21 protein-coding genes are annotated in these 25122 nt (G+C 71.6%); 5 read left to right on the forward strand and 16 right to left on the reverse strand.

Going from position 1 to position 25122, the window contains the following annotated elements:
- Nucleotides 1-8: 8 nt before the first annotated feature.
- Together BMY97_RS18145 and BMY97_RS18150 are read right to left on the reverse strand one after the other, a co-directional pair.
- Nucleotides 9-1232, reverse strand: a complete 1224-nt coding sequence (locus BMY97_RS18145; protein WP_218156801.1) for an MFS transporter — start codon at nucleotides 1230-1232, stop codon at nucleotides 9-11.
- Nucleotides 1233-1432: 200 nt separating this feature from the next.
- Nucleotides 1433-1702 carry an MDR/zinc-dependent alcohol dehydrogenase-like family protein gene (locus BMY97_RS18150; RefSeq protein ID WP_091618048.1) on the reverse strand — a complete coding sequence of 90 codons (270 nt, stop codon included), beginning with the start codon at nucleotides 1700-1702 and terminating at the stop codon, nucleotides 1433-1435.
- A gap of 57 nt (nucleotides 1703-1759) precedes the next feature.
- On the opposite strand from BMY97_RS18150, the gene BMY97_RS46005 reads away from it, so the two are divergent.
- On the forward strand, nucleotides 1760-1957 hold the full coding sequence (locus BMY97_RS46005; protein ID WP_143086222.1) for a hypothetical protein: 198 nt from the start codon (nucleotides 1760-1762) through the stop codon (nucleotides 1955-1957).
- A 46-nt stretch (nucleotides 1958-2003) separates the two neighbouring features.
- Nucleotides 2004-2630 (forward strand): response regulator, encoded by a 627-nt coding sequence (locus tag BMY97_RS18155; protein WP_091618049.1) that lies wholly within the window; start codon nucleotides 2004-2006, stop codon nucleotides 2628-2630.
- Nucleotides 2631-2885: 255 nt separating this feature from the next.
- Here the strand turns inward: BMY97_RS18155 and BMY97_RS18160 are convergent, their stop codons facing one another.
- Nucleotides 2886-6152 (reverse strand): GH92 family glycosyl hydrolase, encoded by a 3267-nt coding sequence (locus BMY97_RS18160; protein WP_245787374.1) that lies wholly within the window; start codon nucleotides 6150-6152, stop codon nucleotides 2886-2888.
- Nucleotides 6153-6396: 244 nt separating this feature from the next.
- Nucleotides 6397-7650, reverse strand: a complete 1254-nt coding sequence (locus tag BMY97_RS47085) for a coiled-coil domain-containing protein (protein ID WP_091618051.1) — start codon at nucleotides 7648-7650, stop codon at nucleotides 6397-6399.
- Nucleotides 7651-7749: 99 nt separating this feature from the next.
- On the opposite strand from BMY97_RS47085, the gene BMY97_RS18170 reads away from it, so the two are divergent.
- Nucleotides 7750-10869 (forward strand): amidohydrolase family protein, encoded by a 3120-nt coding sequence (locus BMY97_RS18170; RefSeq protein ID WP_091618052.1) that lies wholly within the window; start codon nucleotides 7750-7752, stop codon nucleotides 10867-10869.
- Between the two features lie 6 nt (nucleotides 10870-10875).
- On the opposite strand, the gene BMY97_RS18175 is transcribed toward BMY97_RS18170, so the two are convergent.
- A complete protein-coding gene (locus BMY97_RS18175; RefSeq protein WP_091618053.1) occupies nucleotides 10876-11697 on the reverse strand; it encodes a DUF72 domain-containing protein in 822 nt (273 codons plus the stop codon).
- 425 nt (nucleotides 11698-12122) lie between these two features.
- On the reverse strand, nucleotides 12123-14885 hold the full coding sequence (locus BMY97_RS18180) for an AfsR/SARP family transcriptional regulator (RefSeq protein ID WP_091618054.1): 2763 nt from the start codon (nucleotides 14883-14885) through the stop codon (nucleotides 12123-12125).
- A gap of 169 nt (nucleotides 14886-15054) precedes the next feature.
- Between BMY97_RS18180 and BMY97_RS18185 the strand changes: the two genes are divergently transcribed.
- Together BMY97_RS18185 and BMY97_RS18190 are read left to right on the forward strand one after the other, a co-directional pair.
- Entirely contained in the window at nucleotides 15055-16350 is a 1296-nt protein-coding gene (locus BMY97_RS18185; protein ID WP_091618055.1) for a VCBS repeat domain-containing M23 family metallopeptidase, read from the forward strand.
- A 15-nt stretch (nucleotides 16351-16365) separates the two neighbouring features.
- On the forward strand, nucleotides 16366-17553 hold the full coding sequence (locus tag BMY97_RS18190; RefSeq protein WP_091618056.1) for an FG-GAP-like repeat-containing protein: 1188 nt from the start codon (nucleotides 16366-16368) through the stop codon (nucleotides 17551-17553).
- A gap of 62 nt (nucleotides 17554-17615) precedes the next feature.
- Here BMY97_RS18190 and BMY97_RS18195 read toward each other — a convergent pair whose 3' ends face one another.
- The 10 genes from BMY97_RS18195 to BMY97_RS18240 all read right to left on the reverse strand — a co-directional run bounded on the left by BMY97_RS18195 (nucleotide 17616) and on the right by BMY97_RS18240 (nucleotide 25108).
- Nucleotides 17616-18047: a hypothetical protein gene (locus BMY97_RS18195; RefSeq protein ID WP_177231412.1), complete on the reverse strand. Its 432-nt coding sequence runs from the start codon at nucleotides 18045-18047 to the stop codon at nucleotides 17616-17618.
- Nucleotides 18047-18346 (reverse strand): YbaB/EbfC family nucleoid-associated protein, encoded by a 300-nt coding sequence (locus BMY97_RS18200; protein ID WP_091618057.1) that lies wholly within the window; start codon nucleotides 18344-18346, stop codon nucleotides 18047-18049. Before BMY97_RS18200 ends, BMY97_RS18195 begins: the two co-directional genes overlap by 1 nt.
- Nucleotides 18343-19467 (reverse strand): CHAP domain-containing protein, encoded by a 1125-nt coding sequence (locus BMY97_RS18205; protein WP_091618058.1) that lies wholly within the window; start codon nucleotides 19465-19467, stop codon nucleotides 18343-18345. The genes BMY97_RS18200 and BMY97_RS18205 overlap by 4 nt, the downstream gene beginning before the upstream one ends.
- Nucleotides 19468-19482: 15 nt before the next feature.
- Nucleotides 19483-20253 carry a transglycosylase SLT domain-containing protein gene (locus BMY97_RS18210; RefSeq protein ID WP_091618059.1) on the reverse strand — a complete coding sequence of 257 codons (771 nt, stop codon included), beginning with the start codon at nucleotides 20251-20253 and terminating at the stop codon, nucleotides 19483-19485.
- 29 nt (nucleotides 20254-20282) lie between these two features.
- Nucleotides 20283-21110 (reverse strand): ESX secretion-associated protein EspG, encoded by an 828-nt coding sequence (locus BMY97_RS18215; RefSeq protein WP_091618060.1) that lies wholly within the window; start codon nucleotides 21108-21110, stop codon nucleotides 20283-20285.
- Nucleotides 21111-21116: 6 nt separating this feature from the next.
- On the reverse strand, nucleotides 21117-22265 hold the full coding sequence (locus tag BMY97_RS18220) for a PPE domain-containing protein (RefSeq protein ID WP_091618061.1): 1149 nt from the start codon (nucleotides 22263-22265) through the stop codon (nucleotides 21117-21119).
- Complete coding sequence (locus BMY97_RS18225) at nucleotides 22262-22756, reverse strand: hypothetical protein (RefSeq protein WP_091618062.1); 495 nt, start codon at nucleotides 22754-22756, stop codon at nucleotides 22262-22264. Before BMY97_RS18225 ends, BMY97_RS18220 begins: the two co-directional genes overlap by 4 nt.
- 170 nt (nucleotides 22757-22926) lie before the next feature.
- The gene (locus BMY97_RS18230; protein ID WP_091618063.1) at nucleotides 22927-23277 is read right to left on the reverse strand and encodes a nuclear transport factor 2 family protein; all 351 of its coding nucleotides are present in this window, start codon (nucleotides 23275-23277) and stop codon (nucleotides 22927-22929) included.
- Nucleotides 23278-23290: 13 nt separating this feature from the next.
- Nucleotides 23291-24460, reverse strand: a complete 1170-nt coding sequence (locus BMY97_RS18235) for an FAD-dependent monooxygenase (RefSeq protein WP_218156802.1) — start codon at nucleotides 24458-24460, stop codon at nucleotides 23291-23293.
- A 57-nt stretch (nucleotides 24461-24517) separates the two neighbouring features.
- Nucleotides 24518-25108 (reverse strand): GDSL-type esterase/lipase family protein, encoded by a 591-nt coding sequence (locus BMY97_RS18240; RefSeq protein ID WP_091618064.1) that lies wholly within the window; start codon nucleotides 25106-25108, stop codon nucleotides 24518-24520.
- Nucleotides 25109-25122: the final 14 nt, after the last annotated feature.

The following is a 25122-nucleotide window of genomic DNA, read 5'->3' on the forward strand; positions in this document are numbered from 1 at the left end:
GGCCGCTCTCACGGCGGCGGGCCTCGCACGGCGGCCGGGCGGAGTCCGCGCGAGGGCCGCGGAATCCACGTCCACAATGCCCCGGCCGCGGCGAAGCCGACCAGTCCGCTGACGACGATCCCGAACCCCAGCCCGGCGAGCGCGGTCACGCCGGCGAGCAGCAGCGGGCCCAGGCCGGAGCCGACGTCGGCCAGCTCGTTCCAGACGCCGATGTGCGTCGGGCGGCCCACGGCCGGGGAGACGTCGGCGCCGAGGGTCATCACGATGCCCGAGCCGACGCCGTTGCCGAACCCCATCACCATGGCCACGACGGCCAGCAGCACCGCGCCGTGCGTGAGCGGCATCAGGACGAAGGAAGCGCCGAGCACGAAGGCGGACGGCACCGCGACCCACCGGCGGCCGTGCCGGTCCATCACCTTGCCCGCCGGGTAGAACACGAGCGCGTCGATCGCGCCGGCGAAGCCGTAGATCAGCGAACTGGCCGTGGGCGAAAGGCCGAGGTGGGCCGCCCACAGCGGGACCACGGTCTGGCGCGTCTGCCGGATCCCGGACAGCAGCAGGATCCCGACGCCCAAGGTGGCGTACACGCGCCACTTCCGCTTGATCATCCCCCACGTCGTGATCGCCGCCGCGGCCGCGCGGTGTTCCGCGGTCGTCTCCAGGTCCGGCACCCGGTACACGACGACGCCGGCGGCGAGCACCGCGGCGAGGCTCAGGTAGTACGCGCCGGACTGGCCCCAGAACTGCATGACCGCCGCCCCGGCGAACGGCCCGAGGAACAGCCCGACGCGCATCGTCCCGCCGAGCGTCGACAACGCGCGCGCCCGCATGTGCAGCGGCACGGACTCCGTCAGGTACGACTGCCGCGCGAGGCTGTAGACCGCGCTCGCGGCGCCGATCAGCAGTACTCCGGCGCCGTAGAGCACCAGCGCGCCCGGCCCCGTGCCGATGTTCACCAAGCACAGCACCAGTCCCACGGCCGACACCGCCGCGGCGAGCAGCATCGACTTCCGCTCGCCGACCCGCGTCGCGAGGATGCCCGCCGGGATGTTCGTCGCCAGCGCCCCGATCCCGAGCAGCGCCCCGATCAGCGCCGCGACCGGCGTCGTGGCCCCGCGGTCGATCGCGCTCAGTGCCACGACCGGCAGCATCGCACCCTCGGCAAGCCCGAACAACGCGGCCGGCCCATACACCGCGACGGCCACCGAGCGCAGCCGGAACTCCTCAGCCACGCGCGGCCACCACCCCGCCGCCGCTCGCCCGGCGAACCTGCGCGCCTGGCTTCTCGCCGCTGGAAGGTTCCGTGCTCACTACTCGATCTTCGCAAGCCCCGCCCCCTCACCGGCCCGCTCGTGTCCGGTGCCACACGACAACATCGGAGGACTTCGGTGGGTCTGTCCGGAAAGAGCGCATTGCGCGGGACAGCGGCGGTTCAGAACGCGAGGAGCACCTTGCCGGACACCGAAGCATCGGCGGCGGTCGCGAAGGCCGTGATCTCCTCGTCGATCGCATTGTTGAAGCGCAACGAGCCGGCCAGCCTTTCCCTCGTGATCGCCGACGCCACCGGGACCGGCTGGTCGCCCCTCGGTGGCAGGCCGACCGTGCCACCGCGGGTGGCGCCGGCGATGGCCTCGGCGTCGGTGGCTTTGAGAACCCTCGTGGCTCCGAAGGCGGCCGCGATCTCGAGCGGCTTGTCGTGCACGTCGACCGCCGCGATCTCGGCCGCTCGAGCAGGCCCCCGCTCGATACAGTCGGCCGAGTGACCACGGCTGCTCGCCCTGACGGCGTCCGGTTTCCTCGCATCCGCTCGCCCCGGTCCATGGCGCTGACCCGCACGACCGAGGCCGCCGTCGCCGACCACCTCGTCACCCGCCTGCGGGACCTCACGCCGGGCGGAGTCCGCCGCGCCGGCTGGACCCGCTTCATCGCGGCTGCCACGACGGACCGGCCGGTGTGAGAGCATCGGTTCCCATGGGGAATCCGCCGGGGCCGGTCCGGGCCAGATGACGGGAGATCAAGCCGCGCGGTGGATCGACGCCGACCGCCTTCCCGAGGACGTCCGGTCGCTCATCCGCGCGCTCCGCCCGGGCGAGGACCTGCGCATCGTCAGCGATGGCACCACGATCGCCACGATTTCCGGTGCAGCCGTCGCGTTCCACGCCGGAATCAGCGACCCGGGAGCCAGCGGGCGCGGGTCATTCCCCGAAGAGAACGTGACGCTCGTGGCCACCGCGATGAAGCTGTCGGCGTCGGCCCGGGTGTCGCTGTCCGCCCAGCTCGGGCCCGACTACCTGGTGCTGGACCTGCACTCGGCCCCCGAAAGCGTGGACGTGCTGCTGATCCCGCCCGTCAGCCCCCAGCTGATCGCGAGCCTCCGGGCGAAGTTCCCGAAGGCCAGGGTGGTCATCGCGGAGATCGAGGACCAGGAACTCGGAATCAGCTACGAGGGCCCGCTCCGCCGCCTCCTCGACGCCGGCGCCGACACCTACCTCCCCGCCGGCACCATCCCCCAGCTGGCCGGGCAATTGGACCGCACCCTGACCCGGCTGAACCAGGTCACCGGCCCCGCGCCGCTGACGATCGAATCGCCGCCAGACCTCGAGCCACGCAAGGGAAACGGCCCGCCCTAGCGCCCGGAGGCCGGCTCGGCGAACAGGGCGGAAAGCTCCTTGCCGGCCTTGAGCAGCCAGTCCGCGTCCGCCTTGTGGATGAGGATCTCCGCTCCGGTGCGGGCCCGCATCTCCTCCGCGCCTTTGATGTGGTCCGGCTGAGCATGGGTGAACGGTGCCTGCCGCGGCGTGGGGCCTGGTGAGGAAGGTGTCCTGCGCGTTCCGCGTCGGAACGTCCTCGGCTGCTTGCGTCGGCTGGCAAGCCGGGTGATCGGGTCAGTGCTGCAAAGTCATCGCGTAGATCTCGAGATCGCTGTTGCGTTGCCAGTCGAGGCCGCCGGATCCGGGTGCGACCCAGGCCGGCACGGACGGGGCCGTCAGGGACAGGGAGCTGACCTGCTTCCCGGAGTCCAGCGGGACGGTCGTCTCGTAGAGCGAGGCCTTGGTGGTCGTCTTCCCGGTGCCGGCCTTCAGCTGGTACGCGGTCGTCAGCGCGACGGTGTTGCCGAAGTCCGGGGCCTTGTTCGCCCAGCCGGTGAGTTCGAGCGGGACCGTCGCGGTGGTGCCGTCGGTGTAGGTGACGACGGCGGTGGCCGACGCGGCGCCGGTGCTGCCGTTGTCGGACGCGCCGACGAGGTGGAGGCTGCCGTAACGCCCGGACGGCAGGGCGAGCGCCTGCCCGGTGGACTTGACGAAGTTCCGGCTGGCGCCGTCGGTCGGCGGGGCTTCGTAGGTGACGCCGCCGAAGGTCACCGGGCCCGGCGCGGGCAGCTGGTCTGCGGCGTAACTCACGCCCGTGCCGTCGAAGTCGCCTTCGCCGGGGGCGGCGAGGCTGGCGACGCCGTCGTTGTTGTAGGCAGCGCTCAGATCGACCGCGCACGAAGCGTCTGTCCGGATCGCGCAGCTCCCGGCCGGCTGGACCACAACGGTGACGGTCTTCTTGACCGAAGCGGCTCCGGGCAGCGAAGCGGTGACCGACACCGGGTAGGTGCCCGCTGCCGTCCCGGCCGGCGCGGTGATCCGCAACTTCACGTTCGCCTGAGCCGGAAGGCCGTTCGAATCAACGGTGCTCGCCGCGGTGGACAGGGACGCCGACCAGCCCTTCGGCGCCGCAGCGGTCACCGAGATGCGTGCGGTGCGCGGAGCCGTGGCCAGCAGCGTCACGTCGACCTGCCGTTGCGACGGCAGCGCAGCCGTCGAGTCCATCACTACCTGGTCAGGACCGACGTCGGCGCTCAGCTGGTGCTGCGGGTTCGGCGTCGTGTCGATCGACGGCGGCGCGTCCTTCGTGTTCGTCGCCCACGCGGTGGGCTTGGCACTCAGCCCGTAATCGATGCGACCGCCGTGGGCGATGTCGGCCTGGCCGACCCAGGCCTTGCCCCAAGCCCGGCCGTTCACCGCCGCCGACGCGATGTAACGGTTGCTCATGCTGGTGCCCGGCGCGGAGATCGTCAGGGTCCCGCCCTGCGTCCGCCCGTAATCGCCGATCCGCACCTGGGCGGCCGGGAACTGCGGGGTGGTCAGGACGTCGAAGTTCGCCCCGCTCGTCGTCGGGTACAGGCCCAGCGAGGACATCACGTACCAGGAGGACATCTCCCCCATGTCGTCGTTGCCGGGAATCCCGCCGGGGGTGTTCGTGTACAGGGTTTCCTGCGCCTTGACCACGGTCGCGGTGTTGCCGGGCTGCCCGGTCCACGCGTAGAGGTACGGCGCCACGAGGTTCGGTTCGTTGTTCGGGTTGTACTTGGTGGAATCGTAGTAGTCGTACGGGCCGCTGACCCAGGTCTTGCGAGCGGTGCCCGCCGGGTCGGCGAGGAGATCGTTGTAGGCGAAGAAGTCGTTGAGCCGCGCGGTCGTCCGGTCGCTGCCGCCCAGCAGGCCGACCAGCCCGGCCGGGTCCTGCGGCACCAGCCACTGGTACTGGCTCGCGTTCTGCTCGTGGAACGCGTGGTCGCTGGTGACCGGGTCGTACGGCGTCAGCCAGGTGCCGTCGGCGGCGGTGCGCGGACGGAACTGCTGCGTCTGGGTGTCGAAGATGTTCTTGTACGACTGCCCGCGCTTCGCGAACATCGCGGCGTCGGACGCGTGGCCCAGCCCCTTCGCCATCAACGCCAGCGACGCGTCGGCCGCGGCATACTCCAATGTGGACGATGTGCCGTAGTAGCAGTCGTTGTCGTTGCTCTTGGTCGGGCAGCAGTTGCCGCCGGTTCCGCCCGAGCAGCCGGAGTTCGGCTTGATGTTGAGGCCGTACGGGATGTACCCGCGCTCGGCGTAGTACGCGACGCCGGCGCGCCCGTTCTCGCGGACACTCGCGGGCGGCACCTCAGTGGCGTTTGCCCGCAGGTATCGGTAGGCCTCCTGAGCGTCCGCCCCGGTGAGCAGTCCCTTGGACCAGCCCTCGACCAGGAACGGGGTGACCGGGTCGCCGGTCATGATGTTGCCTTCTTGGTCTTCCAGGTACCAGCGCGGCAGCGCGCCGCCCTCGCGGGCGATCGCGAGGAGCGACATGTCGATGTCGTGCGCGACCTTCGGGACGAGCATCTCGAGCAGCTGGTTCTGCGTCCGGAAGGTGTCCCACAGCGAGAAGTTGCTGTACGGCGCGTAGCCGGCGGCCGTGTGGATCTTCTGGTCGGCCCCGACGTAGCGGCCGTCGACGTCGCCGATGAGGTTCGGATCGAGCATCGAGTGGTACAGCGCCGTGTAGTACGCGACCTGCTGGTCGTGCGACCCGCCGCCGATCGCGGCCTTGTGCAGCATCGTGTTCCACTGGTCGTTCAGAGCCCGGTGCGCGGCGTCGAAGTCGAACCCGAGCTTGCCCGTTTCCGTGGCGAGGTTATTCCGCGCGCCGTCGAGCCCGGTGAAGGAGAGCCCGACCTTCGCGACCACGGGGGCGTCGTCCTGCGTCGTGTCGAACGTGAGCCAGGCCCCGTTGGCGCCCTTCGCCGCCGAGTCCCGGGAACCCGGGGTCCGATCGGTTCCCTTCCAGGTGCCATACGACGTGAACGGCCGGCTCAGCTGCGCGACGAAGTAGGTCTTCTTGGAATCCTCGACCCAGCCCTCCACCGTCCGGTCGCCGACCACGTGGATCTCGGAATCGGTGACGCCCGCGCCGGCGTTGAACAGCACGTTCGCCTGGCTCGTGCGCGGGAAGCGGTACTGCTGCCACCCGGTCCGCGCGGTCGCCGTCAGCCCGACGGTCACGCCGTACTTGTCGAGCTGCGTCCGGTAGTAGTCCGGGCCGGTCGTTTCGTTGGCATGGCTGAAGGTGGACGCGTACTGCGCCGGATCGGTCGAAGTCACCGCCCCGGTGGTCGGCATCATCGGCAGGTAGTTGAACCGGCACCCGTTGATCGTCGTCTGGCTGAACCCGGTGACCGTGCCGGCGGACTCCCTGTCGCACCCCGTGCCGCCGGCGGTCTTCATCAGCGGGCTCTCCTGCACCAGCCCGAACGGCGCGCCCGCGGCGGGGAAGTCCAGCCCCTCGTTCTCGGTCCCGATGAACGGGTTGACCAGCTTCGTCAGATCGGTTCCCGGCCCCGGCACCGCTGCCTGCGGGGTTTCCGCGCTCGCGGCCCCGGCTCCCCCCACGCTGAGCGCGACGCAGAGCGCGACTGTCCCCCATCGGCTTCTGATGCTGTGCCGGGCTGCTGAGTACCGCGCTGACCGCATGTCACCTCGCCGTGTTTCGCATGCCTGACACCGTTGTCATGAGCCGCGCAGGACGTTAGACCGCCTCTTCGGGCTCACACAAGCGCCCGCCGGCCGCCCACGCGGCCGACGAGGGCCGTCACCGGGGCGTTGTCCCGGCGAGACAGGTTTTGAAAACCAGGGTTTCGTTCACCCTCAACGCATACTCAGCGAACTGGCCGGGAGTGGACGCGCCGTGGGCCGCCGGCCCGAGCCGGGCCTCCCGCGCTCCGGCGTCGAGGACGATGTGTTCGGCCGGCAGGGCCAGGCGAAGGGGCAGCGACAGCGCCGGTTCGGCCCGCACGGTCACACCCGGTGTGGGAAACGGCTGGAAAAACTCGCGCATCAGCCGTTCAATGCCGGCCTGCGTCTCCTGTATCCGATCAATGCCGGCCTGCGTCTCCTGTATCCGAGCGCTCAGCTCCAGGATCCGAGCATTGTTCGCCTCGATGCGCCGCGCGAGTTCGGCCGGATCGTTCGGGTCCTCCATCGGGGGGAGCGGGGGCAGTGGGGCGATCGGGGCGATCGGGGCGGCCGGGGTGATCGGGGGTGGGCCGTCGTCCCAGATCACCGACAGCGGCCCGAACCGCAGCAGTCCCGGCGACACCGGCTGGACCAGTACCTGCGCGGTTCTGATCGGCCGCGCGTACTGCCGGGCCTGTTCGAACCACACCAAGTCCACGTCCGGCTCCGGCGCCGGCCGGTAGCCGAGCGCCTCGGCGAGGGCGCGGGACTCCTTGAACAGGCTGAGGGCGAGCTGCACCGCGCCGGCTGCCGTGTCGACGATGGTGGCGGCCAGCTCGTCGGCCCGCTCTTCGCGCCGGAACCGGGAACCCGCCCGGCCCGACCTCGCGAGCTGGGTCCGGGCCAGGTCGAGCGCTTCGGGGCCGGCCAGCGGCAGCGCGCCGAGCAGGGCTTCGAGGGCGGACTTGTCCAGCAGGCCCAGTGCGGTGCGCGCCGCGTCTTCACGGCCGAGGGCGATGGCGCACAGCACCACGTACCGCTCGGCCACCGCGACCTGCAACGGTGTCCTGGCCGAGGCGGCGGCGTCGCGGAACAGGTCCCTCGCACGGGTCAGCTCGGCGCTTCGCACGAGCGGGTCCGGTGTCGCGGCGGCGTCGAGCAGCGTGCGCTGGCCGGCGGCGATCGCGGTCGAATACCGTTGCTCCAGCACCTCCTCCAGCTGCCGGCCGATCGTGCCGAGCCGCTCGCCCAGCCGGTCCTCGGACGCCACCAGCGTGCCCACCAGCTCCGAGGCCAGGCCGGACAGGTCCTGGTTCCCGGAGAGCGCGCCGATCAGGGCGGAGACTCCGTACTTCGTCGCGATCATCGCGACGGCGGTCAGCGGTTCCACCCGGCACAGCCTAGCCAGCTGCCGCTCCGTGCTGGACGTGATGATCGCCCGCGGTGTAAAGAAGTGACCGGATGGTCGGCACTCTGGGGAGAGGTTCGCATGGCTGGATTGAATCGGCGGGGATTCCTGGCCGGCGCGATGGCCGTTTCGGGTGTGGCGCTCACGGAAACCGCCGAAGCGGCCGAAGGCGCAACCGCCGTTCCGGTGGAATCCGCGGGAACGGCGGTGACCCTCAGACAGGGCACCGGAATGACCGCGCGCCTTTCCCCGGACGGCACGAAGATCGCGATCGACGTCGCCGGGGTGCTCTGGCTGCTGCCGGCCACCGGCGGGCCGGCCCGCCGGCTCACCGGGGACCTGTTCGACATCGCGCTGCCGGACTGGTCCCCGGACGGTTCGGCGCTGGTGTTCCAGTCCTACCGCGACGGCAACTTCCACCTCTGGACGGTCCCGGCGGCCGGCGGCGCCGACCCGCGGCGGCTGACCAGCGGGCCGTTCGACCACCGCGAGCCGCGCTACTCCCCGGACGGCAAGCGAATCGTCTTCTCTTCCGACGCCGCGGGCGGCAGCTACGGGATCTTCACCCTCGACGTCGGCAGTGGCGTCATCTCGCCACTGACCGACACGGCGGCCGAGGAATACGAAGCCACCTGGTCACCGGACGGCACGAAAGCAGCCTTCGTCGTCGCCGGCTCGCGCATCGACGTCGTCACCGTGGCCGACGGCACCCGCACCACCGCCGTCACCGTGCCGGCCGGGCAGGTCGTGCACAGTCCGGAGTGGACGCCGGACGGTGCCGACCTCGTCTACTACCGCCTGTCCCCCAACGGCGACACCCACCTGGTGCGCGCCGGGAAGCCGCTGTTCACCGGCGAGGAGATCGCCCCGTTCCCGGTGTCCTGGCACGGCGCGCGCGAGTACGTCTACGTCGCGGACGGCACGATCCGGCGGCGTTCGCTCGACGGCCCGGCGGTCACCGGCATCCCGTTCGCCGCGACGGTCGACGTCGTCCGCCCCCGCTACCGCAAGCGCCGGCGGGACTTCGACTCCAGCACCGCCAAACCGGTCGTCGGCATCGGCAGCCCGGTGCTCTCGCCGGACGGCGGCCAGGTCGCCTTCCGCGCGCTCAACGACATCTACCTGATGAAGATCGGCTCGGCGCCGCGGCCGCTCACCCGGGACCAGTGGTGGAAGAGCGATCCCGCGTGGTCCCCGGACGGCCGGTACCTGTCCTACTCCACCGACCGCGCCGGCAAGCTCGACATCTGGCTGCGCGACCTCGCCGCGGGCACCGACCGGCAGCTGACCAACCTGCCCGGCGCGGCCGCGGTCTCCGGCTCGTGGTCGGCCGACGGGACGCACCTGGCGTTCCTCGACCAGACCGGCGCGCTGTACACCGTCGAGGTCGCCACCGGGGCCGTGCGGAAGGTGTTCACGGCGACCTTCGAACCGGGCCGGCCGAGCTGGTCCGCCGACGGCCGGACCCTCGCGCTGGCGGCGATCAGACCGTACTCGGCCCGGTTCCGCGAGGGGCTGAGCGAAATCCTGCTGGTCGACCGCGCGACCGGGGCGGGCACCTACGTCCCGGCGCTGCCGGGCCGGTCGATCCAGACCCGTGGCGACGACGGGCCGCTGTTCTCCCCTGACGGCAAGCGGATGGCGTTCGCCGCCGGCAGCGTGCTGTGGGTCCTCGACGTGCACCCGGACGGCACCCCGGCCGGCTCGCCCCGGCAGCTCACCACCGAGGTCACCGACGCCCCCAGCTGGCACGGGAACTCCCGCGAGCTGCTCTACCTCAGCAACGGCGTCCTGCGGCTGGTCGGCGTCGAGGGCGGTCCGCCGCGCACTGTCCGAACCGGACTCACCTGGACCAACTTCCGCACCCGCGGGCGGACGGTCGTGCGCGCGGGCCGGCTCTGGGACGGCGTCGAACACACGCTGCGGTCCGATGTGGACGTCGTCGTCGACGGGCATCGGATCACCGCCGTCGGACCGGATCGCGACAGCTGGGACGCCGAGGTCGTCGACGCCCGCGACGGGGTCGTCGTGCCCGGCCTGATCGACCTGCACAACCACCGCGAGATGCAGGGCTACTCCTACGGGGACCGGCAGGGCCGGCTGTGGCTTTCGCTCGGCTTCACCACCACCCGGTCGCCCGGCAGCCCGGCGTATCACATGGTCGAGGACCGCGAATCGGTCCAGTCCGGCGCCCGTCTCGCGCCGCGGTACTTCGCCACCGGTGAGGCGATCGACGGTTCCCGCATCTTCTACAACTTCATGCGCCCGACCTACGACGACCACCAGCTCGCGCTCGAGCTGCAGCGCGCCGAAGCGCTCGACTACGACCTGATGAAGTGCTACGTCCGGCTGCCCCCGGTGTGGCAGCAGCAGGTCGTCGCTTGGGCGCATCAGCGGAACATCCCGGCGACCTCGCACTACTGCTACCCGTCATTCGGCTTCGGCAGCGACGGGATGGAGCACATCGGCGCCACCAGCCGGCTCGGCTACTCGCGCACGGTGACCGCGCTGGGCACCGGATACCAGGACGTGATCGACCTGTTCACGGCCTCCGGCGCCGCCCGCACGCCGACCCTGTTCGTCTCGGCGACCCTGCTCGCCGACGACACCAGCCTCGTCGAGGACCACCGCGTCCGCACGCTGTACCCGTCGTGGGAATACGCGTCGCTGCAAGCCGCGGCGGCCACGGCGAAGACCACCGACCAGACCGCGAACCGGCGCAACCTCGCCCACCAGGTCCAGCAGATCGCCGCCATGATCCGGCGCGGCGGGCTGGTCGTCACCGGCACGGACTCGCCGATCGACCACACCGCGGTCAGCACGCACCTGAACCTGCGCGCGATGGTGGCCTACGGGCTGACCCCGTACGAAGCGCTGGTCACCGCGACCAGCGCCGCGGGCCGGTTCCTGGGCGAGCCGCTCGGCCGGATCACGCCGGGCATGTACGCGGACCTGACCGTCCTCGGCGGCAACCCGCTCGCCGACATCAGCCAGGCCGCGAACGTCCGGTCCGTCGTCGCGGCCGGGCGGCATCACACGGTGGGCGATCTGCTCGAGCCGTTCGAAACCCCGGCCACGCCCGCCATCGCGACCAGCCGGGCACTCGCCCCGGTCGTCGCCCCCGCGGCCAACGACCGCTTCTGGTGGCACGAACCGCATTACGTCGAGGAGAGCCGCAACTCCTGCTGCGCGACCCACTGACCTCGCTCAGAACAGGGTCGCGGGCTCGACCGGCGCGGGCTCGGGCAGTGCGTCGAGGCCGGGCACCAGCGCTCGCACGTCGTCGTGGAACCGGCGGGCGAGCGCCGGCGCGTCGGCATTGTCGGGAGTGTGCAGGAAAACCGTCGGCGACCGGCCCTCGCGCAGCCAGCCCGCGACCACCTCGGCCCACGGCCGCCACCCCTCGACCGTCTCCTCGACCGAATCCCGGCCCAGGTAACGGACGACCGGCCGGTCGGTCAACGCCCGCGTCCGCCGCGGCAGGCGCGGCTTCTTGCCCCAGGCCTCCTGCTCGGCCTCGCTGATCGGCGGGCTCCGGAAGAACACGGTGGTGTCGAACGGAACCCACTCGGCCCCCACCCCGGCGAGCGCCCCCTCCAGCGGCGTCGAGCCGGCCTCGGTGAAGAACCCGGGGTGCCGCACCTCGACGGCACGCCGACGGCCGGCCGGGAGCCGGCGCAGGAAGCGGCCGAGTGCGTCGACCTCCGACGGGCCGAACGAGCCGGGCAACTGGGTCCACAGGACCGCCCGTTCGCCGAGGGGCTCGATCGCGTCCAGGAACGCCCGCATCTCGGCCTCGACCCCGACGAACCGGCGCTCATGCGTGACGGCCTTCGGCAGCTTGACCACGAACCGGAAACCGGGATCGGTCTGCTGCGCCCAGCTCTCGACGGTGGCCCGGGCGGGAGTCGCGTAGAACGTCGTATTGCCCTCGACCGCGTTGCACCACCCGGCGTACGCCCGCAGCCGCTCCCCGGCCGGCAGCGACTGCGGCACGAACCTCCCGGACCACGCTTTGTGGGTCCACATCGCGCAGCCGACCTGAAGACGTGCCACTCCGCCGGCTCCCCTCGATCGCGAGTCGGAAATACTACCCGGGGCACACCGGGACCGGTCGGCGCTACCGCCTGACGACCGCTGTGCTGGGGGAAGTACCGGTTGTCGCCGGTGTATAGCCGGCTGCCGTCCGGAAACTCAGCTGCTCGGCCGCAGTGGTGGCCAGCGATACCGGCGCCAGCGTCGTGGCGCCGACACCGAGGGCCCGCTGACGGAGCTTCTTCACGGTGCCTCCCGTGGTGATGACGGACGCGTCCGGAGATCGGACGGGTTCCGTGAACCACGGTGTCGACGGCGCCTTGAAGAAACCTTGCCGCCGAGTCCGCCGCCTTTCCGGCCGCACGATCCACCAGTGCGAACGGCCGCGGTCGCCGGACCCTGCCGCCGAGTGCGCGGGGTCAGGCCAAGGAGTCGAGCAGTTGCGCGCAGGCCGCGGCGCTGCTGCGGTTCCCCGCGGTCGTAAAGTGCGAAGACGCGTCGATCAGGGCCCGGGCCGCGGCCTGCCGCTCGCCCAGGGTCGTGTAGGTGCGGCCGAGGTCGAGGCGGACCTGGGCGGCGCAGAGCTCGTCCGCCATCGATTCCAGCAGTTCCAGCGCGCGCCGCAGGCAGGACATCGCGCCCTCGGGGTCGCGGCGCCGCAGCTGGAGCTGGCCCTGCCGGCGCAGGACCAGCGCCATCCGATGCGGGTCATCGAGTTCGACGCAGAGCCGCCAGGCCTTGTCCAGCGCCATTTCCGCCTCGTCGAGCCGTCCCAAGTGGATACTCGCGACGGCGTGGGAGGTCTGGAGGTGGGCCATGCCGAGGATGTCGCCGATGCCGGTGAAGATCTCCAGCGCCCGCGCGGCCCGCGTCCGCGACTCCCCCGGGCGCCCCGTCGAGCGGGACACGACGCAGAGGCCGGTCAGGGCCCGGGCCATCCCGCCGGGGTCGCCGATCCGCTCGCTGATCCGGTACGACTCCTCGAGCGTCCGCGTCGCCTCGGGAAAGTCGTCCCAGTAGAGGTGGATCTGGCCGATTCCGCGCAGCAGCGCCGCTTCACCGCGTTCGCAGCCGGACGCCCTGGCCGCGCCGAGGGCCCGCTGGTGGCATCGCCACCATTCGGAATACAAGCCGCTGTGGTCGAAGTAGGACGAGGTGACGACGGCGAGCTCCCAGGCCGTCTCCCCCATTCCCGCGTCCGCCGCGCGTGAGACGGCGGCTTCCAGTGCGGGCAGCTCGGTGTGGAACCAGGACATCGGCTCGGCCACCTCGCCGAACGGTCTTCGACGGCTCGCGTTGCCGGGCGGGGGCCGCAAAACACTGTGGGGCATCCGGTTCGCGGCTTCCTCGGCCAGCCACAGCCAGCCGCTGAGAGCGCTTTCCGTCGCGGCGGCGCGTTCGTGCTCCGGCTCCGCCGCGACTTCTTCGATCGCGAAGGACCGCAGGAGGTCGTGCACCCGGTAGCGGGGCATCCGGCCGGCGCGCCCGGCGGGCTGGACCATGTGCCGGGCGCGCAGGTCTTCCAGCGCCGCCTCGGCCGGGCCGGGTTCGCCGCCGGTGACGGCCGCGGCCGCCCAGGCGGGGAAGTCCGCGGCGGGCAGCAGGCCGAGCCGCCGGAACAGCCGGCGGCTCTCCGGTGCGAGCTGGCGGTAGCCCAGCGCCACGCTGCTGCGGACCGCGAGGTCCCCGGCCCGCAGCCAGTCCAGCCGTTTCCGTTCGACGGACAGCTCGGCGGCGACGTCGGCGAGCCGCCAGCCGGAACGGTCGCCGATCCGGCTGCCGACGATCCGCAACGCCAGCGGGAGACCGCCGCAGTAGTCCAGGACCTGATGCGCGGCAAGGGAAGTGACGTCGCCGTGCGGAGCGAGCAGCGCTGCCGCGTCGGCGTCGGACAGCACATCGACCGGCACGCAGCGGCCCTGTTCCAGGCCGGTGAGGGCGAACCGGCTCGTCACGATCACCGCGCACCCCGCGCCCGCGGGCAGCAGGGGCCGCAGCTGGGCCTCGCCGGCGGCGTCGTCGAGGACGATCAGCACCCGGCGCCCGTGCACCAGGCTGCGGAACAGGCCCGCGCTCTCGTCGAGGTCGGCCGGGACCGCGTCCGACGCCACGCCGAACGCGCGCAGGAACCCGCCCAGGACGGCGTGGGGCGAGCGCGGTTCATTCGTGGTTCCGCGCAGGAACGCGAACAGCGCGCCGTCCGGATAGCCGTCCGCGACCCGGTGGGCGAGCCGGACGGCCAGCGAGGTCTTGCCGATGCCGCCGGCGCCGGTCAGCAGGAGGACGGGTGGCGCGCCCCGCGCGGGGTCCGGCGCCAGCTCGGCCAGCAGCTCGGCGACCAGGTCCCCGCGGCCGACGAAATCGGGGATGCCGGGCGGCAGCTGGCTCGGCACCGGATTCCCCGAGCGGACCGCGTAATCCCGGGCCGCCAGCCCCGCGCCGTCACGGAGGATCTCCTCGTGGAGCGCGCGGATCGCGGGCGACGGGTCGATGCCCAGCTCGTCGACCAGGCGGTCGCGCCACCTCCGGTAGACCTCCAGCGCCTCGGCGATCCGGCCGGCCCGGGCGAGCGCCGTCATGAGCTGCCCGCACGCGCGTTCGCGATACGGGGCCGCGCCGAGCAGGTCGCGCAGCTCCGGCACCAGCCGATCGTGCTCGCCGCGGCCGAGGTCGGCATCGATGCGGTCCTCGACCGCCGCGAGCCGCAGATCACCCCAGTAGGCAGCGACCTCCGGGGCCGCCGGGACACCGGCCAGCACCGGGCCGCGCCACAGCGCGAGCGCCTCCCGGAACCGTTCGGCCGCCTCCGGGAACCGATGCGCGGCCAGCAGCTCCCGGCCCTCCGCACTCAGCTCGGTGAACCGCCCGGTGTCCGTCTGCTCCGGCCGCGCTTCCAGGAGGTACGACGCTCCCCTGGTCACGATCGGCTGGTCCCCGGCCGCCGGCCGCAGCGCGCGGCGCAACCCCGAGATCAGGCCCTGGACCTGCACCCTGGCCGACGGCGGCGGGTTGTCACCCCACAGCTCGTCGACGATCCGATCGCGCGAGACCGGACGAGGCGCCTCGAGCAGGAGCAGCGCGAAGACCCGGCGGGCCTGGGGCGGCCCGAGCGGCAGCTCTCGGCCCCCGCGCTCGGCCACCGGCTCGCCCAGCACCCGGTAGAACAGCTCCCCAGCACTCATGCCGCCCCCTAAGTTGACACTTAGCCATAGAGTGTCACATTCAACCCCGGGTTGCCCGCGCCCATTTGGGGGAAACGCCCCGTCTTCCGCCCTGGCCGGGTTAGCGAATCCTTAGCGCGCCGGGCCAGGCTCCGTGCCCTGGATCCAGCCACGGGAGGAAAGCGTCCTGATGAGATCTTGGAAGAGACACGCCATCGCGGGCCTGGCGGCGGCCGCCGCGGCCCTCGGAGTCGCGGTACCCGCGGAGGCCGCCGAACCGGCGTTCCAGCTGCCGTTCCCCTGCGGGCAGACCTGGCACGGCAACAACCCGGACAGCAGCGCGCACCGGACGCCCTGGGAGATCGACTTCAACCGCGGCGACGACCTCGGCAGCCCGGTCCTCGCGGCAGCCGCCGGCACGGTCGCCACCGCCGCGAACCAGGGAAGTGCCAACGGGTACGGGAATCTGGTGAAGATCAGCCACGGCAGCAGTGGCTACTTCACCTACTACGCGCACTTGCGGGACATGACCGTCAGCGCCGGGGACACCGTCGCGCAGGGGCAGCTGATCGGCCACGTCGGGAACACGAGCAAGCCGGGCAACGCCATCCAGCCGCACCTGCACTACGAGGTGCGGCACGGGAGCCCGTACCCGGACAACATCCAGCCCGCGGTGTTCGCCGGCGTCCGATTCCCTTATCCCGCCGGCGATGTGACCTCGAAGAACTGCGGCGGCGGCCAGCACGGCTCGGCGAAGAGCATCAACGGGGACGCCTACGACGACGCTGTCGGCGTGGACGCGGACGGCGTCGCCACGATGTACCCGGGCAAGGCCGGTGGCGGCTTCGGGACCGGCATCCGGCTCGGGGCGGGCTGGAGCGGCTTCACCCGGATCGGCGTCGCCGATTCCAACGCCGACGGCTGGGCCGACCTGTTCGCCGTCAAGGCCGGAACGCTCTACTACTGGAACAACCACGGTGACGGGACGTTCACCTCGGCCGTCGCGGTGGGCCCCGGCTGGTCCGGCTTCGAGTGGATCTCGTACGCGGATGTCACCGGTGACGGCAAAGCGGACATCCTCGCCCGTGACGGCGGCAACATGTACCTCTACCCCGGCCTCGGCGGGGGCTCGTTCGCAGCGCGCAGTCTCGTGGGCTCGGGCTGGGCGTCGCTGCCACGGCAGACCGCGGCAGACGCGGACGGCGACGGAGACGCCGACATCTGGGCCACCAGCAGCGCCGGCGAACTCTACTTCTGGAAACGCAGCCCCACCGGCTACGCCACCGCCATCCAAGTCGGCACCGGCTGGAACGCCTACCGCCAACTCGTCTCCATGGACATCAACGGCGACGGCAAAGCCGACCTCATCGCCATCAAAACCACCGACAACACCCTCTGGCAATGGCTCGGCACCGGAACCGGCACCTTCGGCCAACCCACCCCCATCGGCAACGGCTGGGCCGGCCACACCCTCGCGGACAGCTGAGAAAGGCAGACCTCGATGAAACGAAGATTCAGCGTTCTGCTCCGCCGCCTCCTGCCGGCCGCCATGACCGGCGTCGTCCTCACCGCCGGTGTCGCGTTCGCGGCGCCCGCACACGCGGCCGGTGACATCGACCTCTGCGTTTCCGTGGGCCGGGCCGCCGGGTTCACCGGCGACGACTTCGTCACCGCCGTCGCGGTGGCGATGGCCGAGTCACGCTGCGACCCGCTCGCCCGCGGCGTCAACTCGGGTTCGATCGACCGCGGCCTCTGGCAGATCAACAACGTCTACCACAGCGAAGTCACCGACGCCTGCGCCTACGACGCCCAGTGCAACGCCAATGCCGCCTACGGCATCTCCGACCACGGCAAAGACTGGACACCGTGGTCGACCTACAACTCGGGTTCCTACCGCCAGTACCTGAAGGCGGCCAGTGCGGCGATCGGGGTGCCGCCCCCGGGCGTCCGGGCGGCGAAGAGCATCAACGGCGACAAGTACGACGACGCGTTCGGCGTCGACAGCGCCGGCGTCGCCTCGTATTACCCGGGCACGTCCGGCGGCGGTTTCGGGACCGCCGTCCGGCTCGGGGCGGGCTGGAGCGGCTACACCGCGATCTCCGTCGCCGACTCGAACGCCGACGGCTGGGCCGACCTGTTCGCCATCAAGGCCGGAACGCTCTACTACTGGAACAACCGCGGCAACGCTTCGTTCAGTGCCGCGGTGGCCGTGGGCCCCGGCTGGGCCGGGATGGAATGGGTGTCGTTCGCCGACGTCAACGGCGACGGCAAGGCCGACATCCTCGCCCGCGACGGCGGCAACATGTACCTCTACATCGGCAAGGGCAACGGCTCCTTCGCCGAACGGAGCCTCGTCGGCGCGGGCTGGGCGTCCTTGACGCGGCACACCGCCGCGGACGCGGACGGCGACGGGGACGCCGACATCTGGGCCACCAACAGCGCCGGCGAACTCTACTTCTGGAAACGAAGCCCCACCGGTTACGCCACCGCCATCCAGGTCGGCACCGGCTGGAACGCCTACCGCCAACTGGTCTCCATGGACATCAACGGCGACGGCAAAGCCGACCTCATCGCCATCAAAACCACCGACAACACCCTCTGGCAATGGCTCGGCACCGGAACCGGAACCTTCGGCCAACCCACCCAAATCGGCAACGGCTGGGCCGGCCACACCCTCGCCGTCAACTGAGTCCTCGGGAGCCTGATCACCACTGCGCCGGACCGTCCTTTGTCGACGGTCCGGCGCAGTGGTCAGTCCTTCACCGGGCTGAGGACAAAGCCCTCCTCGTCGTCCTCCACCGGCGCACGGCGGCGAGGCGGCGGCAGGGTCTCCGCCGTCTCGGCGGCCGGTTCTTCCTCCAGCGCAAGCACTTCCCCGACCGCGGCGGTCACCGCGGGCGTGCAGCCGGCCTTGACAGCGCGCAAACCCTCGTGCAGCGCGCGGGTTCCGGCTTCCGTGCTGAGACGGGAGATCTCCGCGGCCAGCACGGCCGGGCCGAGTTCCAGCGCGGCCTCGCCGATGTCCAGCGCCACCAGCATGCCGTGCACGTCGACCGTCACCGACAGGCCTTCGCGCTCGGCGGTGGCCCGGATCTCGGCCAGGCCTTCGGACAGGCCCAGCCGGTCCGGGATCTCGTCGGCGAGTTCGATCAGCTCGTCGACCCCGCGGTCGTCGTCCGTCATCACGCCCTCCACGTCTCCGGAGTGGTCTCCTCGGCCCGTTCCGCCAGGTCCTGCTCGCGGCCGAGGCCGAGGCCGGTCAGCTCGGCGTCGTCCAGCGGGCCGAGTTCGGCGGTCACCGCGTTCCGGGCGCGTTCGTTGGCCTGCGCGGCGGCCTCCCGGACCGCGCGCAGGATCGTGCCGGCCAGCGCGGAACCGCCGCCGCGCAACGCCTCCGCGGTGAGTTCGAGTCCGCGCAGCGCTCCGCCGGGCGCGACCTCGACCGTGACCCCGCCGTGGCGGGCGGTGCCGGTGATGCTCATTTCGGGTGCACCCCGCCGTAGAACTTGTGCAGGTCGCGCGGCAGGATGTAGGTGTTGCGCTCGACCTGGTCGTTGGCGTTGCCCTCGATCGTGGTGATCTTGTTGCCCTCGACCTTTTCGATGATCCCGATGTGCTCGCTGCCCGCCCAGGACGGCCCGGTGCCGAACAGGATGGTGTCCCCCGGCTTGGCCTGGTGGGCGATCGCGCCGCGGTCGTAGGCCAAGTGGTTGCGCTCGCCCCATTTGTAGACGTCGCCGGTGAACCCGTACTTCGGGATGTTCACCCCGGCCGAGCGCCACATCGAGGTGGCGAAGTAGGAGCACCACGGCTGACCGGTCGGACCCCATTTGTTCCGGTTGTTCGGGCCTTCGTGATACCCGAGGTTCGACCGCGCGTGGTCGAGGATCTCGTTGACCTTCTTGCTGTTGCTGGGCTTCGTGTTGTGATGCTCGGCCGGGTGGTGCTGGGTGGTGTGCTGGACGTGCTTCTGGTGCTGCACGTGCTTGACGTGCTGCTGGTGCCCGCCGGGCTTGACCGGCTTGGGGTGCGCGACGCCGGAGTCCCCGACGCCGTCGTGGGCCAGCTCCGTCTGCAGCGCGCGCAGCTTGCGGGCCGCTTCGGTCATTTCCGCCCGCGCGTCCTTGAGGTGCGTGGAGGACTCCTTGAGGTACTGGCCCGCGAGATCGGCGACGTCGCCGATCGCGAGCAGCAGCGCCGCCGGGCTTCCGTTGCGCGCCAGCAGGTACCCGGCGTCGATCAGCTTCCGGGCCTTCGCGACGAACTCGTCGATGAGCTTCCCGGTCGCCTGGTGCCGGCCGGCCAGCGCGTCGGTGACCTCACCGACGACCTGCGCGCCACGCCGGCTCGCCTGGGCCGTGACGGTCAGGTCGGTGCCGAACTTCGCCGAGTCCTTCTCGAAGGTCGGCGCGGCCTTGCCCTGCCAGGCGTCCAGCAACGAGTGCGCGGCCTTGCGCTGCACGTCGTGCTGCTCGGTGATCGTGTTCGCCGCCTGCTGCAGCGCCTGCTGCGCGGCCTGCGAGTCGGCGGCCTTGCCCTGGAGCTTGCCGTGGTGCGCCTTCATCTCGTCCGCGAACAGCGTCGCGACTCCTGCGGTGTCCACTTCGAATCCCCCTCGTCAGCTCAGCTTCTCGGACAGCGCGGCCGCGGCGTCGGTGTCCATGCCGGCGTAGTCCTGGCGCGCCCGGAACACCGAGGCGCCCAGCGTGCGCGCGTGCGCACCGGTGACCCCCACCTGCTTCTCCAGCGAACGGCTGAAGTCCCCCAGCGCGTCGGCGAACCCGGTCTCCTCGCCGACCTGGCCGAAGCTGTCCTTCGCGATCCCGGTGACCCGGTGCACCGTCTTCTTCCCGGTCGACACCAGCTCGTCGGCGATGTGCTGGGTCTTCTTCTCGTAGGCGACGAACTGCTCCAGCTCCGCGCGGAACCCGCCGTTTCCCTTGCTGTGCACCGGTTTCTTCGGCGGCTCGGGCTTCTTGTGCGGCACGGGCTCATGCGCGGGCTTGCCGTGGTGGCGGGTGACGTCCTCGGCAGCCTTGCGAGCGGCGGCGAGGTGGCTCTTGTACGCGCCGTTGGTGTAGGTCGACCACGGCTGGAAGCTCTTGCCGTGGCCGGAGATGTCCCACGCGGCCTTGGCGTTCTCGTCCGGGTTGAACAGCTGGTCGTTGGCGTGCAGGTGGAATTCCTGCCGCCGGGCCGGGCCGAGCGAGCCGAGCATGTTGACCTGCCACAGCCCGTAGGAGTTGTCCGGCGGGGTCGCATTGTGCGCATGGGCGTTGCCGCCCGATTCGGCGAGCGCCACCGCCACCGCGGTGGTCAACGCGTTCCCGCGGAACCCCGCGCGGTACGCGTGCTGCGCTATCTCCTCCGCCGACAACCTGCTGCTCATGGGCCTGCCCCCTTCAAGGCGCTCCACTGCTACCTCAGGTCGGACGCACCACCACGGGTCCGCGGTTCCCGATTCCCCCGACCTGAAACCACGCTTCCGAGCGCCTGGCCGATCCGGTCGCGCAGCCATGCGCCGTCCGCGGGCGTGACGGTGACCCAGCGGGTGCCCGCGCTCTCCTCCACCAGCGCGCCGTACCGGCCGGCTTCGGTGTCGTACCAGGCCACCGCCGGGGAACGGCCGCCCGGGCCGTTCGCAGCGAGCTGGCCGTACGCGATCCGCGGGGTCGTGACGAGGGTGGACAGCGCCCGCAGGTCGCGGCCGGTGAGCCGCGCCCCGGACAGCACCCGTTCGAACGCGTCGTGCCCGCGCTCGGCGAACGCGGTCATCGCCTCGGAAAACGTCTCGCGCGGCAGCCGGACCGACCGACCCGGCCCCGGGTCCGCCTCGCCGACGATCCCGGCGGCCAGCTCCGGCAGCTCGTCCGGCAGGCAGGGCCGCAGGGCCAGCTCGCCGGCGTCGACGATGGCGAGCGCCCCGAGCCGCCGGTCGGCCGCGACCAGCGCCCGCATCGGCGGATCGCGGAACACCAGCAGGTCCACCGAAACCACCGGCTCGGCCAGCACGCCGAACAACTCGGCCAGCCGCGGGTGCGGCTCGTCGCGATCGTCGAGCAGGCCCGCTTCGGCGAGGCTGTCCGCGACCTGCACACCCAGCGCGTCGCGCTCGTCCATGGTGGCGCCGTGCGAACGCACCTCGAGCGGATACGGGCTCGGCCCGAGGTCGAGGTCTTCCCACAACAGGTCGAATTCCAGGTGGGAGAGCACGACGCCGTCTCCGCCGGTCAGCTGTCTGGCCACGTGCCGTCACTCACCCAGCACAGGCGGATAGGCGTCGGGCAGGTCCTCCAGGAAGTCGAAGGCCCCGTCCTTGGCATAACGGTTCTCGTGCTCGCCGTCGCCTTCCCCGCGCTGGCCCCCGCCCATCGGCGACATGAAGCCGCCGCCCATGCCACCGCGGCCACCGGCGGCCGCGCTCTGCGCCGCGCCGGCCGGTCCCGCGCTGCCCGCGCCACCGAAAGCGCCGCCGGGCAGGGCGCCACCGCTGCCCGCGCCACCGGCGAGCCCGCTGCCCGCCGAGCCGCCGAGCCCGGCACCCGCGCCGAACGACCCGGCCGTCCCGCCCGTCAGACCACCGGCACCGGCACCCGCCAGCGCGCCGGGATCGACGGCCGACGCCGCGGTCGTGCTGTCCCCGCCCGGATCGATCCGGGTGGTGCCGGGGCCCTGGACCGGGCCGTCGACCCCCGACCGGGTGCTCAGCGGCGCCTCGCTGAAGTGCGGCAGCTGGTCGTGCACGCCCTTGCTGGCCGACTCATAGGTCTCCATCACCCGCACCGCCTCGGTCTTGGCGCGGTTGGCGTTCTGCCGGGCCGGCAGGTGGTCGTCGAGCAGCTGGTCGATCATGGCCGCGCCGCTGGGCCCGCTCGCCGCGCTGACGTCGTACCCGTCGCGGAACTGGTTCTCCGCGGAGTAGAACACCGGCTCGGGCATCTTGTTGCGGGCGGTGGTGACCGCGGTCGTGTAGTGGTCGAGCTTGTCCCCGACCTGACGCATGGTCTCGCTCGCGCCGGCGCCCCACGAGGTCAGCTTCGAAGCCGACTGCGCGGCGCCCCCGGCCGCGCCGCCACGCCAGGACAGCAGCAGCTTCTGCACCGTTTTGTGCACCGCGGAGGTGGCCGAGTCGACGTTGTACGCCAGCTGCGCCCAGCTGTGCGCCGCCGAACCCATGCCGGCCGGGTCCGCGGTCATGATCATGTCGTAGAGCTGGGTGTGCTCGTAGGCCGCCCAGTTGATCTTGCCGAACGACTTGTCCTGCCGGTTCACCACCTGGATCTGGCGGGCCCGGCGGACCCGGCGCTGCTGCGCCGCCGTCAGCGGGTGATCCTGGCTGTAGTACTTGTGCTTGCGGTGCTTCTCGTACGGCAGCCGTTCGTAGGCCGGTTCCCTGCTCATGCCGTCCCCCCGTCGCCCATGCGGTTGTGCAGGGCGCCCAGCGCTTCGTGGGCGCTGTCCTCCTGCTGGACCAGGCCGGTGCTCGCCGCGTGGATCGCGTCCCGCAGCGCCGACAGCTCGTCGAGGTACTGCTGCAGGGTCGCCTGCACGCCGCCGTCCGCGGAGCCCCGGACCTCGAACGCCTTCCGCAGGTGCTCGGCCACCGGGCTGCTGCCGTCCTTCAGCGGGCTGGCCAGCTGACCGGCCTGCCGCAGGTACCCGGCCAGCTCGTCCTGCCGCTGCGCCAGCTCGGCGTCGGCCGCCGCGATCTCCGCCGGGTCCAGCTCGATCGTGCCGGAGTCGTCGGCGACCAGCTCGGCGTTGCCCGCCCCGGACGGGTCGTGCACCGACGCCGCGTCCTGCACGCGACGGGCCGGCTTGTGCTCCGACTTCGCGAACTGCTTGTGCAATGAACGGGCATCATCCCAGTCCGAGACCCGGTGTGAACTCACCCCAGTCCACCTCCTCGTGTGCACCCTCCCCGGGCGCGCGCACCAGTATGTCAGCCGCCCGGGCCCGCTGCACCCGGATCGGGTAAGTCCGGCACTGGGACGCGCCCGGTCTGCCCGCGGTTCCCCGGTCGTCCCGGCCGGAGCCAGGCCGAAGACCCGGTCCGTTCGAGCTACGCGCCGGCGGGAGCGTACGTACGGTCCTCGACGATCTTGCCGTCGCGGATCGTGAGCACCACGCAGGCGCCCAGGGCGGCCGCGGCCGGGTCGAGGCGCACAACGGTCTCGACGACAACGATGTCACCGGCCGCGTGGACACGTTCCACCGCCAGCTTGCGGCGAGGAGCGTGTTCGTCCACCTGCGCTTGGTACTCACGCAGCGCCTCGCGCCCGTCGAATTCCGAGACCCCGTTGTAGACGACCCGGCATTCCGCGGCGTAGAGGGTGTCGAACAGCAGGTTCCGGTCGGTGTTGTAGAGGCGCTCCCATTCGCGGACGAGAGCCAGGTTGTGTTTCGCGTCCATCCGGTGTTCCTCCCTAGGCCGTCGCAAGCGCGGCCTGCGCGTCCCTGAGCGCGAACTTCCGGCCGGAGCGCTGCATCATGCGCCTGCGGAGCCGCGCGCGAAAGCCGTTGGCCGGTACGAAGATCTGCTGTTTGACGCGACCGGCCCGCTGGCCCTCGCGAACGAACGGGCGCATCGAGGCCTCCCAGGCCACCAGCGCGGCGGCGACGTCACCGGGGTGCCGCTCGATCGTCTCGCCGAGCTGCTGCCCGCCCATCAGCGCGGACGACGCGCCCAGTCCGGCGTAGACGGTCATGCACCACGCCGCGTCGCCGACCAGCACGACCCGATCGGTATGCCACGACGGCAGCTCCACCTGGTGCACCGAGTCGAACGACATCTCCGGTGCGCGATCCAGCTGGTCCAATGCGTGCCGGACCAGGTCCGCGTGGGCCACGTCCCGGAAGACGTCCCGGATCACCTGCTTCGGCGGCCGGGTGAACTGCCCGTCTTCGTCCTTGGTCCGGTAGGTGAACAGCGCCGTCGGCGGCCGGTCGTCCAGGGGGAACACCCACAGCGCCCGGCCGGGTTCGGCGAAGATCGAGCCGTCGGCCGGCGCGACGTACGGCGTCTGCTCGTCGAACTGGAACGCGCAGGCGATGGCGTTCAACGGCCGCAGGAACTTCTCGTGCCCGCCGAAGACCAGCGAACGCACTCGCGAACGCACGCCGTCCGCACCGACCACGAGGTCGAACCGCTCCGTGGACTCCGCACCGGAATGCCCGTCGCGCAGCCTGACCTCCACGCCGTCCGGCCGCTCGTCGACGGATTCCGGGCTCAGGCCGAAACGCACGGGGATATCGCCCAGGTTCGCCCACAGCGCCTCCTCCACGTCGCCCCGCAGCACCGCGGCGGCATTCGGGCGCGCCTCGACCAGCCCGACGGAACGCGTGCGGTTGCCGAAGGCGTCCACGTCCCAGGTGCGCGTGCCGCGAGGGGTGCGGGTGTGGAGCTGGTCGAAGACGCCGAGGGTCCGGGCCGCGTCCATCCCCTCCGTGTACAGGGCGATGAAGTAGCCACCGGTCCGGCGCCGCGGCGACTTCTCCACGATCGTCGCGGCCCAGCCCGCCCGGTGGAGGCTCAGCGCCGCCGCCATGCCGGCGATGCCGGACCCGACGATCAGCGCCCGTTTCGTGGTGTTCAAGCTGCTCACCTCATTCTTTTCGCGGCACAGGGCCGCCAGTGATGAAAAACCGTTCCGCTAAAGCACTGCTTCGAGCCGGGGGCGCAGCACCTCGAGCCAGGCCCGGTAGCCGTTCCCGTTGAGGTGCAGGCCGTCGCCGGTGCAGGACTTCCGCAAGGCCTTCCCGTCGGCCAGCGCCGGCCAGAGATCGAGGTACGAGTCACCGGCGATCTCCGCGTACCTGCGGTTGAGCTCGTGGATCCGGCTCGCCCAGCGGCGGGTCCGCGGCATCACGCTGTTGACGATCAGCGGGGCGTCCGGCGCCAGCGCGCGGAGCTCGGCCACCAGGTCCGCGAACTGGGCCGCGATGCCGGCCACCTCGGGCGTCCGGCCCTGCCCGTTGAGGTCGTTGGTGCCGATCAGCAGCGAAATGGCCGCCGGGCGGTTGATCGCGGTCGCCAGCCGGGCGCGGACGCCCTCGAGGGTGTCCCCGCTGATGCCGCGGTTGAGGACGGGGTACCGCGGGAACCATTCGTTCCAGCTCCCGGCCTCGGTGATGCTGTCGCCGAGGAACACCACGTGTTCCGCGGGCAGGGGCGACCCCCCGAACCGGTCCGGGGGCGTCTTGGCGCGACGGCGCAGCAGAGGACCGGACAACCGACCGAGCATGATGGGATTTCCCT

The organism is Amycolatopsis saalfeldensis (genome assembly GCF_900110575.1).
Classification (GTDB): domain Bacteria; phylum Actinomycetota; class Actinomycetes; order Mycobacteriales; family Pseudonocardiaceae; genus Amycolatopsis; species Amycolatopsis saalfeldensis.

Excerpts from the sequence above, each read along its gene's own strand:
- BMY97_RS18155 (WP_091618049.1), top strand. The coding sequence starts at position 2,004 with ATGACGGGAGATCAAGCCGCGCGGTGGATCGACGCCGACCGCCTTCCC.
- BMY97_RS18170 (WP_091618052.1), top strand. The coding sequence starts at position 7,750 with ATGGCTGGATTGAATCGGCGGGGATTCCTGGCCGGCGCGATGGCCGTT.
- BMY97_RS18175 (WP_091618053.1), bottom strand. The coding sequence starts at position 11,697 with ATGTGGACCCACAAAGCGTGGTCCGGGAGGTTCGTGCCGCAGTCGCTG.
- BMY97_RS18180 (WP_091618054.1), bottom strand. The coding sequence starts at position 14,885 with ATGAGTGCTGGGGAGCTGTTCTACCGGGTGCTGGGCGAGCCGGTGGCC.
- BMY97_RS18185 (WP_091618055.1), top strand. The coding sequence starts at position 15,055 with ATGAGATCTTGGAAGAGACACGCCATCGCGGGCCTGGCGGCGGCCGCC.
- BMY97_RS18190 (WP_091618056.1), top strand. The coding sequence starts at position 16,366 with ATGAAACGAAGATTCAGCGTTCTGCTCCGCCGCCTCCTGCCGGCCGCC.
- BMY97_RS18195 (WP_177231412.1), bottom strand. The coding sequence starts at position 18,047 with ATGACGGACGACGACCGCGGGGTCGACGAGCTGATCGAACTCGCCGAC.
- BMY97_RS18200 (WP_091618057.1), bottom strand. The coding sequence starts at position 18,346 with ATGAGCATCACCGGCACCGCCCGCCACGGCGGGGTCACGGTCGAGGTC.
- BMY97_RS18210 (WP_091618059.1), bottom strand. The coding sequence starts at position 20,253 with ATGAGCAGCAGGTTGTCGGCGGAGGAGATAGCGCAGCACGCGTACCGC.
- BMY97_RS18220 (WP_091618061.1), bottom strand. The coding sequence starts at position 22,265 with ATGAGCAGGGAACCGGCCTACGAACGGCTGCCGTACGAGAAGCACCGC.
- BMY97_RS18230 (WP_091618063.1), bottom strand. The coding sequence starts at position 23,277 with ATGGACGCGAAACACAACCTGGCTCTCGTCCGCGAATGGGAGCGCCTC.
- BMY97_RS18240 (WP_091618064.1), bottom strand. The coding sequence starts at position 25,108 with ATGCTCGGTCGGTTGTCCGGTCCTCTGCTGCGCCGTCGCGCCAAGACG.